Origin of the sequence: Neobacillus sp. CF12, assembly GCF_030348765.1 — a bacterium.
GTDB lineage: Bacteria > Bacillota > Bacilli > Bacillales > Cytobacillaceae > Neobacillus.
Window position 1 is genome coordinate 439,122 of sequence record NZ_JAUCEU010000007.1, and the last position, 17,134, is coordinate 456,255.

The following is a 17,134-nucleotide window of genomic DNA, read 5'->3' on the forward strand; positions in this document are numbered from 1 at the left end:
AAGGAGTCTTCAACATTAATTATTCTTCCGTTTTTGCTGGACCTTCTACCTTCCAGATGGCTGTAACTTTACCGTTATCGTTTTCATCAAGGATAAAGGATCCGTTAGAATAACGGTCATTAAAGCGAATGTCTGCTGTTAAAACAGTTTCCGTTTTTCCTTTTTCCGTTTGAATGAAGACCGTATCTTCTTCATTCGCAACGACAAAGCCTACTATACGATGTGGATTTGCTTTTAACTCTCGTAAAATAACAACCCCCCGCTTAGCCCTTGTTGCTTTCTCAAATTCCTTTATCTTCATTCGCTTCACCGAACCACGTTGGGTAATGATTACAATGGATTCTTTATTCTCTGGAGTAAGGACTTTACCGCCAACAACAAAATCTCCATCCTTCAAATTAATACCTTTAACACCGGCAGCACGTACACCGACAATGCTAATTTCTTCTTCATGGAACCATAATGCATAACCAAAATGGGAAATCAAGAATAATTCTTTCGTTCCGTCCGTTAGATGAACATCAATAACCTGATCATCATCTTTAAGATTGACACCTACTAATGGCTTGGAATAACGTTGCGCTTTATACTGCTTAAGCTCTGTTTTCTTAACCATTCCATTTTTCGTAACAAATACTAGATAGTCATCAATCTCAAAATCTTTCACCGGAAGTACTTGAATAATATCTTCATCCCGTTCAATCGGTATGATATTGGCAACATGCTGTCCTATGTCCTTCCAACGAATATCTGGAAGTTCATGGACAGGACAATATAAATAATTCCCTTTATTCGTAAACAAGAGGACTACGTCCTTTGTGTTCACATCAAGCTTTGCTATTAAACGATCAGAGTCCTTCATTGCCAAGTCTTGGCCATTAGAAGCAGCGTAAGAACGTTGGCTGGTCCGTTTCACATAACCTTCTTTTGTCACCGTGACGATGACATCTTCACTAGGTACTGTCACTTCTAGATTGATTTTCAATTCTTCAATTTCTGCTTCTATTTTAGATCGACGATTGTCAGCAAAACGCTTTTTCACGTCTTTTAATTCTTTTTTTATTACCGATAATAGTTTTTTTTCACTTAATAAAATTGCAGTCCATTCTTCAATTTTATTAGCTAATTCTTCCGCTTCATTCTGAAGGGCAGTAATATCGGTATTTGTTAAACGATAAAGCTGTAAAGAAACAATGGCTTCTGCCTGTGCTTCCGTAAATGCGAATTTTGAAATCAAATTATCCTTCGCATCACGTTTATCCTTTGAAGCACGGATCGTTGCAATCACTTCGTCAAGGATGGATAATGCCTTCATTAACCCTTCTACGATATGTTGACGTTCCTTTGCTTTGTCTAGCTCAAACTTTGTTCTTCTCAGAACAACTTCTTTTTGGTGTTCAATATAAGCGTCCAGCATTTCACGTATTCCTAATAACTTTGGACGCTTTTTTGCAATTGCGACCATATTAAAATTGTACGTGACTTGCAAATCACTATTTTTATATAAATAGTTCAGGACACCATTTGCATCTGCATCTTTCTTCAATTCAATAACAATTCGAAGACCAGTTCTATCTGTTTCATCACGAACCTCTGATATGCCTTCGACTTTTCGGTCAAGACGGAATTCATCGATTCTCTTAACTAGATTTGCTTTATTGACTTCATAAGGGGTCTCCGTTACAACAATCTGCTGCTTGCCGCCACGTACATCTTCAATCTCAGCTTTGCTACGAACAATGATTTTTCCTTTTCCGGTTTCATAAGCCTTTTTAATACCATCTATACCCTGAATGATACCTCCGGTGGGAAAATCTGGACCCTTAATGACGGTCATTATTTCGTCAACGGTTGAATCTGGATGATCCATACGCAGGATGACACCGTCAATGACTTCAGCGAGATTGTGAGGCGGAATATCGGTTGCATACCCTGCCGATATACCCGTTGAACCGTTTACCAGCAAATTTGGAAACATCGCTGGTAATACAGTTGGTTCCTTTGAAGTATCATCGAAGTTAGGAATAAAATCGACAGTTTGTTTTTCAATATCCCGAAGCAGTTCTGCAGCAATCGCTGATAAACGCGCCTCCGTATAACGCATCGCAGCAGGAGGATCTCCATCCATACTTCCGTTGTTTCCATGCATTTGGACGAGGACATTTCTAACCTTCCAGTCCTGACTCATCCGCACCATTGCTTCATATACCGATGAATCACCATGTGGGTGATAGTTACCAATTACATTACCAACTGTTTTTGCGGATTTACGGAAGCCTTTTTCATGGGTATTTCCCTCTACATGCATCGCATACAGTATTCTCCGCTGTACAGGTTTTAAGCCATCCCTTGCATCTGGTAAGGCCCGTTCTTGAATAATATATTTACTATATCTGCCAAATCGATCACCGATTACATCCTCTAGAGGTAAGTCACGGAATTTCTCATTTGTGCTCATTCTTCAGATTCCTCCTCAGCGACCGTAATATTTTCATTTTCAAGGATCGTATCATCTTCCTCTAAACCAAACGCCACATTGCTTTCAATCCATTTACGGCGAGGGTCAACTTTATCACCCATTAGCGTGGTGATACGTCGCTCTGCTCTTGCCGCGTCATCTATTTTTACTCGAATTAATGTCCGAGTCTCTGGATTCATTGTTGTATCCCAAAGTTGGTCTGCATTCATCTCGCCGAGACCTTTATAGCGCTGGATAATATAGCCTCTGCCAACTTTCTTAATTGCACCCTGAAGTTCATCCTCGTTCCAGGCATATTCAATGATTTCCTTTTTACCCGTTCCTTTACTCACTTTATACAAAGGAGGCAGCGCGATAAACACTTTACCTGCTTCAATCAGCGGTTTCATATAACGATAGAAAAAGGTTAACAGTAACACTTGAATATGCGCGCCGTCAGTATCGGCATCCGTCATAATAATGACTTTATCGTAGTTTACATCTTCTACATTAAAATCAGAACCGACACCAGCACCAACCGTATGGATGATCGTATTGATTTCTTCATTTTTAAATATATCAGCCAACTTCGCTTTTTCCGTATTGATGACCTTACCACGAAGGGGAAGCACAGCTTGGAATCGTCGGTCACGTCCTTGTTTTGCAGAACCGCCCGCAGAGTCACCCTCAACCAAATAGATTTCATTTCTTTGCGGATTTCTAGATTGGGCAGGTGTAAGTTTCCCTGATAACAAAGCGTCGGATCGCTTCCGTTTTTTACCGCTTCTTGCATCCTCCCGTGCTTTTCTTGCTGCCTCACGGGCCTGGTATGCTTTAATAGACTTTTTAATCAACAACGAGCTAATATCAGGATTTTCTTCAAGAAAGTAAGTTAAATGTTCTGAGACCACTGCATCTACTGCCGATCTTGCTTCACTTGTACCCAATTTGCCCTTTGTTTGACCCTCAAATTGTAATAATTGTTCAGGCACTCGGATTGAAATGATCGCAGATAATCCTTCGCGAATATCTGCACCCTCAAGATTTTTTTCTTTTTCTTTCAAAAGGGAAACCTTGCGTGCGTAGTCATTAAATATACGAGTCATCGCTGTTCGCGAACCTACCTCATGCGTTCCGCCATCTTTCGTGCGGACATTGTTAACAAAAGAAAGCATATTCTCTGAATAACCATCGTTAAATTGAAAGGCAAATTCAACTTCAATTCCATTATGGGACCCTTCAAAACTAACCACTGGATGAAGGACATCCTTTTCCTCATTCAAGTACGAAACAAATGCTTCTATTCCGTTTTGATAATGGAAAACTTCATGGAAGTCATTTCGATCATCAAGGATTTCAATCTTTAACCCTTTTAAAAGGAAGGCAGATTCTCTTAACCTCTCACATAATGTTTCAAAATTATATGTGGTTGTAGAAAAGATGGTGTGATCCGGTTTAAAGTGAATCGTTGTACCAGTTTGATTGGTTTTACCGATTTTCTCTAATGTCGTAACCGGTTTTCCCCCGTTTTCAAAGCGTTGTTCATAAACAAAGCCATCTCTTTTAATTGTTACTGTTAACCATTCAGATAAGGCATTTACGACTGAAGCACCAACGCCGTGTAAACCACCGCTGGTTTTATATCCGCCTTGACCAAATTTCCCCCCTGCATGGAGGACTGTTAATATGACTTCAGGAGTTGGTTTCCCCATTTTATGCATGCCAGTAGGCATTCCGCGTCCTTTATCCATTACACTTATTGAATTATCTTTATGAATTTTTACAATGATTTGGTCCCCGAATCCTCCGAGAGCCTCATCGACAGAGTTGTCGACAATCTCATATACAAGATGGTGTAATCCGCGTGTATCAGTGCTCCCGATGTACATTCCTGGTCGCTTCCTGACGGCCTCCAGTCCCTCTAGTACCTGTATGGCATCATCATTATATTCAAAAGCTTTCTGATTACTTGCCACTAAAATACCCCTTTCATTCCCTACAACAGAAAAAACACATTCTAATTGCTATCTTTATAAGTAAATTTACATCCGTGTAAAAGGTTTTACCAATATTTAGAACGAATGTTTGCCGCTATAATTGTACCACATCTTCGCGGCGTCTATGCTTTATTTTAGCGATTTATTTCGATTTGGCAAATGTCTTATTTGAAAGAACATAATTTTGTAACACAATATTTGGTATAAAAATGTAAAAAAACTGCTAAATGTTAGCAGTTTTTTTACGGTAAATCTTATTTTGTTAAAGCATGTGCCACTTTTATGCAAAGATCCATAATCACAGTATATCCTTTTTCCTTTAAAAACACATATGCTTCTTCGTTCACTAAGCCCTGTTGTGCCCAAAAAACATCGGCGTCAATTTCATCAAATTCTTTTGCTACATCAAACAATTGCTCAGAACGTCGGAAAACATTAACAATATCGATATGTCCCTGGATATCCTTTAACGAAGCAACCGCTTTCACACCAAGTACTTCATCAACTGCGGGATTAACCGGAATAATTTCATATCCAGCCTTTTGCATCACCTCGGATACCATATACGAGGTTCTGTCTGGTTTATCACTTAAACCCACAACAGCGATCCGTTTAGACTTTTTTAATATAGCTCCAATTTCCTCAATAGATGGATTTTCAACCGCCATGTACACACACTTCCTTTATTTCCTAAATTTTACTATCTGTGTCTTTACTATATCATAAACGAATTATTTGCCAAAAAAAATTGCTCCAAGTTGGAAGAATCTCAAAAAAATAGACCAGCAAAGTGGTCTATTTCTGAGTTAAAGTCTTATTAGGGTCCATATTTATAGCGGTCCACGCTGTTTGATCTCCAAATAATCTTGACCAGGAAGCGACTCCTGCTAGTTGATAGGCAGCAGCAAGGTTCGCTCGTTTAGATAATGATAATTCATCCTCAATCCATATTTTATAGGTTGCCTTCTCTTCTTCTGCGTAATATTCAGCATAGTTTTGACCACTTGCTTCATCATACACAGGCTGCAAACCTTTTTCAGCCAGCCATTCCTTTACCTTCGTCATTGACATGGCCTGAGAGCTAACCGTTGTTGTTCCATCCTCATTTAGTTGTTCCTTCCAAAGCCTTGAGTATAACGGTACGCCAAGAACCAGCTTTTCTTTTGGAACTTCTTTCAATAAGTTTTGTAGGTTCGTCTCAACCCATGGCAGACTCGAAACACTTCCAGAAACAGGTGATGAACCTGAATGTTCATCGTAAGCCATGATAATCAAATAATCGACAATCCCAGCAAGTTTACTTCTTTCATAGAAGGATGACCAATTGTTGTTTTCACCTGCATAAAAGGTAATGTCCATCGAAACGACTAATCCTGCTTCATGTAAGTAAGGAGTTGCTTCGCGCATTAATTGTGTGACAAGCGGGCCATCTTCTTGCTTAACATTTTCAATATCAAAGTTAATTCCCTGTAATTGGTACATTTGACTGAAATGAAGTAATTGTACAATGATTTTTTGACGTGTTTCAAAATCTTTTAACGCTTCATGCGTCAGCACTGGATCAAACGAGTTAGAGAATAATCCCCATACTTGATACCCCTTCGATCGTGCCCATTGGCTATATTCCAAAGATGCTAGGTTATTGATACTCCCGTCGTTTCCAACCAAGGAGAACCAAGTTGGAGACACAACATTCACACCCATCATATCAGGGATTTGAGTATGATCAGGATTTTTTGTATAAACGGCTTCCCAAGTTAATTGTATGGGACCGTTAATCTTTGGTATTGTTATTGGTTCGCTCTGCTTCGAAATACTGATTGTTACTTCTTTGTTTTTTTGAACATATTTCTTGCTGATGTATCCACTGATTCCATTTTCTTTTCTAACTAAATAATAGTCCTGTTCCTCTCCTTCAATCATTACGTTTTCCTGTTTAGACAGTTGTGCTGTATAGGAAGCCTTCAAAGATGGCTCTGTTCGTAGTCTTAGTTTTTCAGGATGAACATCTTCTGCCGTTATTTTTCCTTGGATATAGCGGTCACCATTTTTCTGGATCCAAACGGCACCACTCTCCTTTAAAACCGAATATTGGATCGGATAAAAAGCGAGCAATGGTTCAATTGCCACAAATATTTGGCCCTCTTTTGTAATAATCGGTGATACATGAAGATCTACTGGTTTTTGATTTACAAAAAATGTTAAGGAATCCGTAGGCATCTGGATTACTTTTTCAGCCGTGGTTATGATGATAGATTTGGACTTTTCATCAAAGATTATCGTGTTATCGATCTTCTCTTGCATAAATGAAAGTGGAAGAAAGATAGAATCTCCTTGTAGAATAGCATTTCCCTGCTGACTACCTTCATAAAGTATCGGATTTTTTTCGGTAAAATAAGTTGCCTTTTCCTTTGAAGCAAAGGGATAAAATAAAAAAAGAATAGAAGAGGCAATCAATAAGACTGCGAACATCAATCCTCCTACGACCCATTTTGGTGATAAAGATTTCTTTCTGTGGTATTCAATTTGTGACATTATTCTTCCCCCTTATCTCTATCGTACGGTATCCTTGGAAAATTGAGAAGGAATTTTTTTGTACTTTTTGAATAAGTGAAAAGCAGTGATGGTGTTTTTTGCATATTACATGGTAAAATAATATGACCTGCATTATGAATAGAAGGAGAAATCGGTGATGGTTCAAATTATTCTAGTCCTGATACTAGCCTACTTGCTTGGCTCGATTCCATCAGGTTTAATCATTGGAAAAGTTTTTTATAAAACAGATATTCGGGAGCATGGAAGTGGAAATTTAGGTGGCACAAATACTTTTCGAACATTAGGAGTAAAAGCTGGTTTGGCTGTTACAATTGCTGACATCCTTAAGGGAACATTAGCAGCTGCTTTACCTGTATTGTTTGGACTCGATGACATTAACCCTTTACTTGCTGGTGTTTTTGCTGTTATCGGACATACCTATCCCATCTTTGCTGGATTTAGAGGCGGCAAAGCGGTAGCAACCTCTGGTGGCGTATTATTGTTTTGTGCTCCGCTCATGTTTTTAACTATTTTTGTCGTCTTTTTTGCCAGTCTATACATAACGAAGTATGTATCTTTATCTTCTATGCTCGCTGGCATTTGTGCTGTGATTTATGCTGTCATTGATTGGGACATCCCCCTGTTAATTGCCGTAACACTTTTGGCTTCATTTGTAATTTATCGACATCGCGCAAATATTAAGCGGATCATGAATAAAACAGAACCTAAAATTAAATGGCTTTAAGGAATCTTAATTGACTCCTTAAAGCCATTTTTTCATAGGAGTCTCCGCTGTAGGAACTCCGTTTTTATAATTTTAATAATGTAAAGGAGGATTTTCCCAAAACATCTTTAACATAATCAAGCTTTGTATGATCAAAGTAAACAAAATCCTTTTCATGAATCAGTATCTTAACCCCTTCAAATTCATAGAAAAGATCTCCAGTAATTTTCCGCTCTTCCAGAGACAGATTTAGTTTTGGGCCCCCTCAGCCAATCCCCATGCTTAATCGTACCAATAGTACCTCATCTGGAGCTTGCTTTTCCCTATTGATTATATCTTCCAATACACTACGAGCACTTTCCGTTATTTTGAACAAAACACAACACGTCCTTAATTTTTTTAAGTAAATGCTGAAAAAAGTCGAATAATAGCATATAAATATATTATAGTATTGGTAGAATGGTTCAAAATATTTTGCCTCAATCCAGCTTATTAAGGAGAAATTATGAAAAAGAAAGCCATTATTACGTCAGGAATCATCATATCTATGTGTATTCTACTTGCTGCAGTTCTCTTCATTCAGCAGCAAAATAATCAGGCCGCGGCACAAAAAGATCATCCTACAAAGGAACATCCAACTAGGCTGCAACCCATTATGACCAGAACTTTGACAGAAAAGTTGACCGTTGGTGGTATTGGTGACATTCTGATTCATGATAGGGTTTATCAGGATGCCTTTAACGGAACGCACTATAATTTCAATCCTATTTTCGAAAACGTTAAAAGTATTTTAGAAGCGCCAGATGTATTAACTGCCAATCAAGAAAGCATGCTAGGTGGAATTGACATTGGTGTTTCAAGTTATCCAATGTTTAATAGTCCTCATGAAGTCGCAGACGCTCTCGTCAATACTGGGGTGGATATCGTTTCTCTGGCAAACAATCATACGTTAGATAAGGGTGAAAGAGGAATTCTTTCTGCAACGGATTATTTAAATAGTATCGGCCTGCCACATGTAGGAAGTTTCTTAAATGAAGAGGATCGTCAAAAATTAAGAATCCTTACTAAAAATGGAATAAAATTAGCATTTCTGTCTTATACATACGGTACAAATGGAATACCTGTACCAGATGGAAAGGATTTCTTAGTCAATCTTATTAGTCGTGATATCATGAGTGAGGAGATAGCACGGGCTAAAAAAGAAGCAGATGTTGTGATAATGAGTATTCATTGGGGGAACGAATACCAACGAATACCAACAAATGAACAAAAGGACTTGGCAAATTTCCTGGCGAATGAAGGTGTAGATATCATTTTTGGTTCTCACCCCCATGTCCTTCAACCAATGGAGTGGATTGTCAGGGCAGATGGAAGAAAGTCATTCGTTATTTATTCATTGGGTAATTTTATATCCGGTCAAGTAAGGGATTATAAGGATATTGGCGGCATGGCTACAGTTGAAATTACAAAACATGTTACCGAAACAGGTAAAAGGATTGAATTGTCTAACCCAACTTTTTATCCTACCTTTGTATCTAGTCAAAGCAATAAGAATTATCGAGTCGTACCTTTGGAAAAAGCTGGTTCCTTCGGGCTTCAAAATGCTGAGGCAAAATACCAAGAAATTCAAGACCACATGACACAATGGCTCCGTTAAAACGGGGCCTTTTTATCCGTTTTTTGGAAGGATGTTTCTAAAATGAAACAAAATAACCATCAAGGTTCCTTTTTATCCATGCTGTTTATTTTCTTACTCTTTTTCTTCACAAGAAGTTATTATAGTTTGTTCTCTTGGTTTATCCTGGGCATATTGCTTTTACTAGCTTTCTTAAAGGAAGAAAATCGTTTATTTGCTTGGCTGATGATTTCTTTCTTTGGAGGAAGTCTGCTTCTCTTTTATGCGGATAAATTTATTGAAGCATATGAATTGAAGCCATACTATAGGGTAATTATTAACCAACTATTGTACATCATCCCAATTCTATCGATGTGTTATGTCATCAAGAAGTTTGGTAAAAAAATTAGTTTCTTTTTTAAAATGCCAGAAAGTGTTGGTAGAAAAAATTCTCTCTATTTCATTGGGGTTCTTATTTCTTTTGGGTTCATTTTATTTATTTTTACGAATGAGATTGAAATGGATATGAAGCTATTCCTCTCGCTTATCTTGTTCGCGATTATCCATGCAACCATACAGGAAGTGGTATGGCGAGGCATTTGGTTAACACAATTAACAGTGATTACTAATCAGACGACTTCGGTTCTGTTTACAAGCATTGGCTTTGCACTGAACACGACAATATTTGGATTTTCTATCGCTGTATTTCTTATGTATTGCTGTATGGGGTTCATATTTGGATTATTGACAATAAAGTATAAAAGCATCTTTCCATCAGTTATTACCCATACCTTAGTTTTGATCTTACTATTTCTCAATGGATTGCTCCAGTTGCCTATATAAGCAACATCATCGATATTTGTGCAGACTTTATTATATACTAACAGCATAGGCATTTTGAAAGGAGAAACAAATGAAAATCCAAATCAGCAGTGAAGCAGCAGGATGGTACAAGCAAGAACTCAATCTTAAAACAGGTGATTTTGTCCGTTTCTATGTCCGTTATGGGGGATGTAGTACGGTACAAAGTGGGTTTTCACTTGGCATATCGAATGAAGAACCCGTTGATATTGGAGCGAAGATAACCGAAGATGGGATTACTTTTTATATTGAAGAAAAAGATTTATGGTATTTCGATGACCATGATTTAATCATTGAATATCATGCAAAATATGAAGAGCCTGTTTTAGATTATAAAAAAGCATAATCAACAAAATAAAGCACACATGAACGATACTCATGTGTGCTTTTTCTATTGTTTACCCTCCAGCTGTTGGACAACATGTTCACATAATTCATGTGTCTGTAACGCATCTCTAGCTGTTACAGATGGCAATGTATCCGTCTTCACGGCGTCAATAAATTCTTCGATAATCTGTTCAAATCCTCTTTTAAAAAGAGTAGAATCCCAATTGTTAAATGATAGTGCGATTTCTTTCTGATCTCGATAAATCGTCATTTTATCTAAATCGTTGATAACTCTCTTCTCATCTGGTCCCATTACCTCTAATTTTTCTTCAACAGCCCCATTGTCACGGTTCATAATAGCAATGCCTGTCATATCTTTTGAAATAAATTGAACCACTACATGGTAAAGCTGGCCATCCTTTACCCTTCCATGAACGATTGTCTCCTGAATTTCTCCTTGAAACAAGTACCGCACCGTATCTAAAACGTGGATGAAATCATCGAAGACAAATTTTCGAATATCACTAGGAAGTGAATGGCGATTTTTTTGCAAAATAACCATATTGGGTTGAGTGATCTCAGTCATTGAACGGTAAAATGGAGCAAACCGTCTATTAAATCCCGTCATTAAGATAAGTTTTTTACTTTCAGCAAGCTCGACAAGCTCCTTAGAAGTCTCCAAGTGATAGGTGATGGGCTTGTCCACATAAACATGAATACCATTTTCCAAGAGTTCTCTAACAATATCCTCATGTGATTCTGTTGACGAATGAACAAAAGCGCCTTTTATTTCGCTGTCAATAAGGGAAGATAGACTAAAGTGTATGTGAGGAAAGCGATATTTTTTACTAATATCAGTTAAAACTTCAGTATTTCTTGTGTAAATATGAAACTCTATATCCTTATGCTCGCTTACAACAGGAAGATACGCTTTTTTGGCTATATCCCCAAGTCCAATGATTCCGATCTTAACCATGGTATCTTTTCCCCTTTTCATCTTCACCAAATATGATGATCCAAACCTTCTTTTTGTAAAATTTCTTTTTGTCTGTCTCCAATTAAATCGAAATGTGAATATCCGTCACGACGGTGGTGAATCCATTCTTTTCTTAAGCCGTACCTATTTCCCCATGCTGCCAATTTTTCAAGGTCATGACATCCAACCTTCGTAACGGTTTTGCTCCCAGGAAAACGATCATCCAGCCAATAGTGGGTTAAAAAGGCGATTTCACCATCATCGATTTTCTGTTTCCACTCTCTTACTTCCTGTCTTTTGATTCCAAACGCCATAAATTCACCTCAGGAACTCATTCTATTGCTTTTTCTTTATTTCTTCATACTTTAGGAACCATTCAGGAAATGCCTTTTTAAATGCAATCGGTCTAAAGTTGTCCTTTTTAACAACAATATGAGTTGATGTTCCTTCTGCACAAACTTCCTTGTCACCATTTATGATGGAATAGCCATAGACTGTTTTAAGCCCATCATTTTTCTCAATCCACGTCTTTACAAAGCCCCTATCACCATAACGTAACGGCTTTTTATAGGTTGCTTGGATATCATAAACCGGTGCAAAATAACCTGCGGTTTCCATATCTACATAACTATATCCAAGATCCTCAATCAATCCGCTTCTCCCAAGCTCAAAATACTTTAAATAGTTAGCATGATAGATGACTCCCATCATATCCGTGTCTGCATATAATAGCTGAATTTCCCTTGTAGAAGTAAATACATTATCCATTTCCTATTCCCCTTCCTTTAAAACCACGCGATTTTAATGCGCCATCTTTTTTAGCGCTTTTTCAACATCCTCACTCTCAATATGAATCGCTTTTTCTAGTAAAACCTCTTCTCCTGCTTCTCCCATGAGCCTCATTGCTTGTGCTTGTATCATTTCATCTGCTAGATTGGTGGCAAATCTTCCGTTTCCTTTGTAGGTGTGATTTTCAATGCTTTGTTTCAAAAGTGCTTTCGCAGCTTCACTTAAATGGTATTGAAAACCTTCTACATAGGATTCGATTATAGCTAGCAGTTCCACAGCCGAGTAGTCAGGAAAAAGAAAGAATTTCTTAAACCTAGAACGCAGTCCTGGGTTGCTCTCTAATAACTGGTCCATTTCATTTGGATATCCTGCAAGGACAACCACAAGATTTTCATTATGCTTAGTCATTTCATCAACAAGGGTATCTACTACTTCTTTACCAAAATCACCTGCTGTTTGGCTTAACAGTGAATAGGCTTCATCAATAAATAATACGCCTCCAAGAGCTTCTCGAATCTTTTTCTTTGTTTTTCCTGCAGTTTGACCAACATAACCTGCTACAAAGTCTGCTCTGCTTGCGACAATCAAATGACCTCTTTTTAACATACCGCATTCACGGAGGAGTTCCGCGTATATCTTAGCAACTGTGGTTTTACCTGTACCAGGATTTCCGGTGAAAACGGAGTGAACTTGAATCGGCACTGTAGGCAGGCCCTTTTCCTTCCTAAACTGCTGCATTTTAACAAAGGAAACGAGCGTCTCTAATTCTCCCTTTAATTCCGTTAAACCAATTAAACGTTCCAACCTTTCAAAAGGTGATTCCTGGTGATCATGCTTCTCCACTTTGAAATCGTCTTTATCCAATAAGGTGTAAGTGAATATATCATCATTTGAAATCGGATGATCAGATCCTTTTTTAAAAATCGCATCCAACACGATATTACGGACAGATCTCGCATTACCGAATGTATCATCGACACGTTCCTGTTCAAGCCGATGGTTAATTTCTACCTTCGCTTCCTCTGTAAGGATATAATCGTTCTCTGAGGCAATTTTTTCAGCGATAGAGATTAATTCCTCGTTTGAATAATTTGGTAAGTGAATCAGATTGGATTGTGGAAATCTGCTTCGCAATCCTGGATTGGCGTCTAAAAAGGTACGCATTTCATCCGGATAACCTGCTAAAATAACCGCGAATTTTCCGCCATATTCCTTGCCTGTCATGAGCGAAACAAGGGTATCAACGGCGGTTTGACCGTAATCATTTCCTGATTGGCCTTCTCGTTTTAAACTGTAGGCTTCGTCAATGAATAGAACGCCGCCAATCGCTCGTTCAACTACTGCGCGAACGTTTTCCTCTGTTTGGCCAACAAATGCCCCCACCAACTGTGATCTGTCTGTTTCAATCACTTCTGGACGCGGCAAGACCTCTAGTTCGTGATAAATTTTGGCTAATAAACGGGCAATGGTTGTTTTCCCTGTACCTGGATTTCCTGTTAGTACCATGTTAAGACTTAATTCATCTTTAATATGGAATCCAAGCTCTTTGCGATCTTTCTGGTATTTTAAAAATTGATAAAAATCATTGACCCGCTTTTTGACAACCCCCATCCCAATCATCTCATTTAATTGTTCAAGGGCATTTTCTGATGTCTGTGGAATGTCTTCTTCAACGTCAAAGTGACTTTTCCAGTCTTTTTTAATTTCATCAAGGCTGGACAAATGAAGTTTTAGATCATCATAATAGGTTGCCGTGTGAAATACACCTTTAATCGATTCTTCGTACTCCTGTGCGGCCTTTAATAGGTTGCCGCTAACTTCAATCGAATTTGACAGTAGTTCAGTGAGTTTTTTATATTGTTGCGCTAATTGCTTGTCTCCCAATGCCATGGCAAGATTCAACTTTTCAATTAGGTCTTCTACGTGATCATCGGCTTGTGCTAAGTAAGCTTTGCATATTTGTATGTATTGTTCAGCGACTTTTTTCTTTGCTGTTCGATTATCTGTTTCCCGCATTGCAGGAAAGGTTAAAACATCTAGTATATCTCTTTTCTTTTTCCAATCGTATTGAATGAAATAGGACTTTGCCTTTTCATTGTTAGGATGTAATTCCAATGCTTTATGCAGCCAAGCAGAGGCTAATGAATCATGCTTCTTTTGACTTAAACGTGAGAGTGCAGCTACCGTTAACATTCTTGATAGAAGTATAGGGTCTGATTCGCTCCGTATGGCAGTTAATAGCTCATTTTCATTGACGATAAAGCCTTTTTCATTCAGTTCGGTTTCCCACTGAATGATTGGTTCATTACCGGTTTTTGTTTGATTCGTTTGTTGTCGTATCAATAGGATCACTTCTTTTTTGAAATTTCCTTTTTATCTTACCACAACCTGTCCACCGACATGAAATTCAATGATTTATTTAAAAAAGGACCTGTTTGAATTAAACAGGTCCCGGTGGTTTTGCTTAGACTTCGTCCTTAATTTCTGAACGGTAGGATTCAATGCTTTCACGGCGTCTTTGGTTTTTTGCTTCAATTTGCTGGCGCTGTGTTTCACTTTCTGTAAATTGAAGTGATTCTTCCGCTGCCTCAATGTTTTCAATCGTATCATGAATCATTGACTGTAGCTTTTCTGCATTATCACTGCGGTCATCTGGTTTCGGTTTGTTATTGTAGGTCATCACAATTCCTCCTCAATGTGTTGTCAGGGTTATTACAGATATAGTTTGTAACGAAGTAAAGAAAATATCACAGAGAAATTTTGTTAGATATCAAAACAAAGGACCCGTTGGCTGCTGCCTGACGAGTCCATTACCATCTTTTTATTCACCTTTAGTTTGCATGACTTGTGCATGCTTACCAGATTTATCTTGATATTGTTTTCCTTTGTTTCCACCAAAGTTCTTGGATTTTGTTCCAAGATGATCTTCGCTGAAGCCTTGTTGACTATGTTTTGGATTACTCATGTAATATCCCTCCTCCTTAACATTTTGTCCGTTTTAAAGGAGGAACATGATTGGTAAACTATGTGAGTTATTCAGCTTTACCGAGGCGCTTTTCTTCTAGGCGCATTTCAATTTTTTCCATCGCAGCTCTATCTTTCAAAAGTTGACTTTTATTTTCGGATACCAGTTCTGCAAAGGAACGTTTTCTGGGCTTTCTCATGTATATCACCTTCCTTATTTCCTATTCTAACAGTTATTATGCCCGGAAACGGTTGCAATTATTACAACTTTTTGAAAATTATAAGAAAATAGTGCGTTAATGCTTTAAAGCATCCTTGAAAATAAAAAGACATTGGATTTTATCATCCAATGTCTAATTTAGATCCTTCGTGTATTGTTTCATTGCATCGAGACTCATCGCACCGATAAACTTATTTCCGATATTCCCCTTCGTATCAATAAAATACGTCGTTGGAATGGAAAGAACTTGATAGGTTTCGTTTACTTTATCTTCTGCATCTAAAGGTATAGGAAAAGTAATTCCATTTTCATTAACGAAAGCTTGAACATCTAAATGCGGATCAATGTTAACCGCTAATATAACAACATCGTCCCCAACTTCTTTATGAAACTCCTCCATGGCTGGCATTTCTGCTTTACATGGTGGACACCAAGTTGCCCAGAAATTGAGCATTACTTTTTTTCCTTTTAAATCCGAAAGTTTAACGGTCTCCCCCGTTAATGTTTTTAATTCAAAATCAGGTGCCTTTGCCCCTACTTTTAAACCACCCATATTAGCTGCTTCTTGACTCACGTTCTCGGGTTCAGCCTTTTTGTCCATAGCCTGCACAATCGCAACACCAAGTAAGGCTATTAGCACAACAACAGCAATTACTTTTTTTACCATACCCCCGAACCCCCTTGATTCAATAATGTACTACATCGATTTTACACTATAAAGTAAGTTGAAATAAAAGTTGTATATGCCAAATATGTGACAATTTACAATCAGTTTAGTAAAAGTATATCAGAAAAGCAAATTTTATTGATTCATGGCATTAAGAACACTATTCGTCACACGATCAACAATAAGTTCAATATCCCTGTCTGATAATGTCTGTTCATTTACTGAAGTCACTTTTTTTGCATGAGTGCCTTCTGGGACATCCACACCCAATGGTGATACTCCTTCTAATCCCATCATGGCTTTAATATCAATGAGTTTAGCTACATTTTCTTTGGAGAGTTCGCGATCGCCCCTTAATTGTCTTGAAATCCAATTAATCTTTGCCGTAAACTCTAATGATTCCATTAAGTAATAGGCGTTTTCTAAATTCTTCCCCCATGTTAACGCACCATGGTTTTCTAATAACACCCCCTGATGATCATAAACATGTGATTTGATTGCATTTGGTACCTCATCCGTTGATGGTGTTCCATATTGGGCTAATGGTATCGTCCCCAAGGATACGATTGCTTCAGGCAAAATCGCTTGATTTAAGGGGATTCCTGCGATTGCAAACGCAGTTGCATATGGGGGATGAACGTGTAAAACCGCATGAACATCCGGCCGTTCCTTATACACAAGTAAGTGCATTTTCATTTCTGTAGTAGGTTTATAATCTCCCTCGAGAACATTTCCTTCTCCATCCACTTTGACGATCATATCAGGAGTTAGAAATCCTTTACTTACGTTCGTAGGAGTAATCAAAAACTCATTTTCATCGATACGGACAGAAATATTTCCGTCATTAGCTGCTACGAAGCCTTTTTCATATACACGTTTCCCAAATTCGCATATAAGTTTTTTATATTTTATCTCAATAATCATCTAAACCCTGCTTTCTGTTATGAAAACATTGATATATTTAGTATACCCTTCTCCTTAATGATATTAGAGATTTATGC

The 17,134-nt window shown here is 37.9% G+C and carries 17 protein-coding genes; 4 read left to right on the plus strand and 13 right to left on the minus strand.

Annotation, left to right across the window (positions count from 1 at the left end):
- Positions 1 to 19 precede the first annotated feature (19 nt).
- From parC to QUG14_RS02305, 4 genes are all read right to left on the minus strand, one after another.
- Positions 20 to 2,458 carry a DNA topoisomerase IV subunit A gene (gene parC / locus QUG14_RS02290; protein WP_289338906.1) on the minus strand — a complete coding sequence of 813 codons (2,439 nt, stop codon included), beginning with the start codon at positions 2,456 to 2,458 and terminating at the stop codon, positions 20 to 22.
- Positions 2,455 to 4,434: a DNA topoisomerase IV subunit B gene (parE, locus tag QUG14_RS02295; protein ID WP_289338907.1), complete on the minus strand. Its 1,980-nt coding sequence runs from the start codon at positions 4,432 to 4,434 to the stop codon at positions 2,455 to 2,457. Before parE ends, parC begins: the two co-directional genes overlap by 4 nt.
- 275 nt (positions 4,435 to 4,709) lie before the next feature.
- On the minus strand, positions 4,710 to 5,123 hold the full coding sequence (locus QUG14_RS02300; protein ID WP_289338908.1) for a CoA-binding protein: 414 nt from the start codon (positions 5,121 to 5,123) through the stop codon (positions 4,710 to 4,712).
- Between the two features lie 127 nt (positions 5,124 to 5,250).
- On the minus strand, positions 5,251 to 6,990 hold the full coding sequence (locus QUG14_RS02305; protein ID WP_289338909.1) for a glycosyl hydrolase family 18 protein: 1,740 nt from the start codon (positions 6,988 to 6,990) through the stop codon (positions 5,251 to 5,253).
- Between the two features lie 157 nt (positions 6,991 to 7,147).
- Between QUG14_RS02305 and plsY the strand changes: the two genes are divergently transcribed.
- From plsY to QUG14_RS02325, 4 genes are all read left to right on the plus strand, one after another.
- Entirely contained in the window at positions 7,148 to 7,735 is a 588-nt protein-coding gene (gene plsY, locus QUG14_RS02310; protein WP_289338910.1) for a glycerol-3-phosphate 1-O-acyltransferase PlsY, read from the plus strand.
- A gap of 484 nt (positions 7,736 to 8,219) precedes the next feature.
- Complete coding sequence (locus tag QUG14_RS02315; protein ID WP_289338912.1) at positions 8,220 to 9,371, plus strand: CapA family protein; 1,152 nt, start codon at positions 8,220 to 8,222, stop codon at positions 9,369 to 9,371.
- Between the two features lie 42 nt (positions 9,372 to 9,413).
- Positions 9,414 to 10,172, plus strand: a complete 759-nt coding sequence (locus QUG14_RS02320; protein WP_289338913.1) for a CPBP family intramembrane glutamic endopeptidase — start codon at positions 9,414 to 9,416, stop codon at positions 10,170 to 10,172.
- A gap of 70 nt (positions 10,173 to 10,242) precedes the next feature.
- Positions 10,243 to 10,536 (plus strand): HesB/YadR/YfhF family protein, encoded by a 294-nt coding sequence (locus QUG14_RS02325; protein WP_289338914.1) that lies wholly within the window; start codon positions 10,243 to 10,245, stop codon positions 10,534 to 10,536.
- A 45-nt stretch (positions 10,537 to 10,581) separates the two neighbouring features.
- Here the strand turns inward: QUG14_RS02325 and QUG14_RS02330 are convergent, their stop codons facing one another.
- From QUG14_RS02330 to QUG14_RS02370, 9 genes are all read right to left on the minus strand, one after another.
- On the minus strand, positions 10,582 to 11,493 hold the full coding sequence (locus tag QUG14_RS02330; RefSeq protein WP_289338916.1) for a Gfo/Idh/MocA family protein: 912 nt from the start codon (positions 11,491 to 11,493) through the stop codon (positions 10,582 to 10,584).
- Positions 11,494 to 11,516: 23 nt separating this feature from the next.
- Positions 11,517 to 11,807, minus strand: a complete 291-nt coding sequence (locus QUG14_RS02335; RefSeq protein ID WP_289338917.1) for a hypothetical protein — start codon at positions 11,805 to 11,807, stop codon at positions 11,517 to 11,519.
- Between the two features lie 22 nt (positions 11,808 to 11,829).
- On the minus strand, positions 11,830 to 12,261 hold the full coding sequence (locus QUG14_RS02340) for an acyl-CoA thioesterase (protein ID WP_289338919.1): 432 nt from the start codon (positions 12,259 to 12,261) through the stop codon (positions 11,830 to 11,832).
- Positions 12,262 to 12,294: 33 nt separating this feature from the next.
- Complete coding sequence (locus QUG14_RS02345) at positions 12,295 to 14,622, minus strand: AAA family ATPase (RefSeq protein ID WP_483310789.1); 2,328 nt, start codon at positions 14,620 to 14,622, stop codon at positions 12,295 to 12,297.
- 124 nt (positions 14,623 to 14,746) lie between these two features.
- The gene (gene tlp, locus QUG14_RS02350) at positions 14,747 to 14,962 is read right to left on the minus strand and encodes a small acid-soluble spore protein Tlp (protein WP_289338922.1); all 216 of its coding nucleotides are present in this window, start codon (positions 14,960 to 14,962) and stop codon (positions 14,747 to 14,749) included.
- Between the two features lie 141 nt (positions 14,963 to 15,103).
- Positions 15,104 to 15,247 (minus strand): acid-soluble spore protein N, encoded by a 144-nt coding sequence (locus QUG14_RS02355; protein ID WP_289338923.1) that lies wholly within the window; start codon positions 15,245 to 15,247, stop codon positions 15,104 to 15,106.
- Between the two features lie 67 nt (positions 15,248 to 15,314).
- A complete protein-coding gene (locus QUG14_RS02360) occupies positions 15,315 to 15,446 on the minus strand; it encodes an FbpB family small basic protein (protein WP_034672833.1) in 132 nt (43 codons plus the stop codon).
- Between the two features lie 153 nt (positions 15,447 to 15,599).
- Positions 15,600 to 16,133: a redoxin domain-containing protein gene (locus tag QUG14_RS02365; RefSeq protein WP_289338926.1), complete on the minus strand. Its 534-nt coding sequence runs from the start codon at positions 16,131 to 16,133 to the stop codon at positions 15,600 to 15,602.
- A gap of 135 nt (positions 16,134 to 16,268) precedes the next feature.
- Positions 16,269 to 17,057 carry a class II aldolase/adducin family protein gene (locus QUG14_RS02370; RefSeq protein ID WP_289338927.1) on the minus strand — a complete coding sequence of 263 codons (789 nt, stop codon included), beginning with the start codon at positions 17,055 to 17,057 and terminating at the stop codon, positions 16,269 to 16,271.
- Positions 17,058 to 17,134 lie beyond the last annotated feature (77 nt).

Excerpts from the sequence above, each read along its gene's own strand:
- parC (WP_289338906.1), bottom strand. The coding sequence starts at position 2,458 with ATGAGCACAAATGAGAAATTCCGTGACTTACCTCTAGAGGATGTAATC.
- QUG14_RS02300 (WP_289338908.1), bottom strand. The coding sequence starts at position 5,123 with ATGGCGGTTGAAAATCCATCTATTGAGGAAATTGGAGCTATATTAAAA.
- QUG14_RS02305 (WP_289338909.1), bottom strand. The coding sequence starts at position 6,990 with ATGTCACAAATTGAATACCACAGAAAGAAATCTTTATCACCAAAATGG.
- plsY (WP_289338910.1), top strand. The coding sequence starts at position 7,148 with ATGGTTCAAATTATTCTAGTCCTGATACTAGCCTACTTGCTTGGCTCG.
- QUG14_RS02315 (WP_289338912.1), top strand. The coding sequence starts at position 8,220 with ATGAAAAAGAAAGCCATTATTACGTCAGGAATCATCATATCTATGTGT.
- QUG14_RS02320 (WP_289338913.1), top strand. The coding sequence starts at position 9,414 with ATGAAACAAAATAACCATCAAGGTTCCTTTTTATCCATGCTGTTTATT.
- QUG14_RS02325 (WP_289338914.1), top strand. The coding sequence starts at position 10,243 with ATGAAAATCCAAATCAGCAGTGAAGCAGCAGGATGGTACAAGCAAGAA.
- QUG14_RS02330 (WP_289338916.1), bottom strand. The coding sequence starts at position 11,493 with ATGGTTAAGATCGGAATCATTGGACTTGGGGATATAGCCAAAAAAGCG.
- QUG14_RS02335 (WP_289338917.1), bottom strand. The coding sequence starts at position 11,807 with ATGGCGTTTGGAATCAAAAGACAGGAAGTAAGAGAGTGGAAACAGAAA.
- QUG14_RS02340 (WP_289338919.1), bottom strand. The coding sequence starts at position 12,261 with ATGGATAATGTATTTACTTCTACAAGGGAAATTCAGCTATTATATGCA.
- tlp (WP_289338922.1), bottom strand. The coding sequence starts at position 14,962 with ATGACCTACAATAACAAACCGAAACCAGATGACCGCAGTGATAATGCA.
- QUG14_RS02355 (WP_289338923.1), bottom strand. The coding sequence starts at position 15,247 with ATGAGTAATCCAAAACATAGTCAACAAGGCTTCAGCGAAGATCATCTT.
- QUG14_RS02360 (WP_034672833.1), bottom strand. The coding sequence starts at position 15,446 with ATGAGAAAGCCCAGAAAACGTTCCTTTGCAGAACTGGTATCCGAAAAT.
- QUG14_RS02365 (WP_289338926.1), bottom strand. The coding sequence starts at position 16,133 with ATGGTAAAAAAAGTAATTGCTGTTGTTGTGCTAATAGCCTTACTTGGT.
- QUG14_RS02370 (WP_289338927.1), bottom strand. The coding sequence starts at position 17,057 with ATGATTATTGAGATAAAATATAAAAAACTTATATGCGAATTTGGGAAA.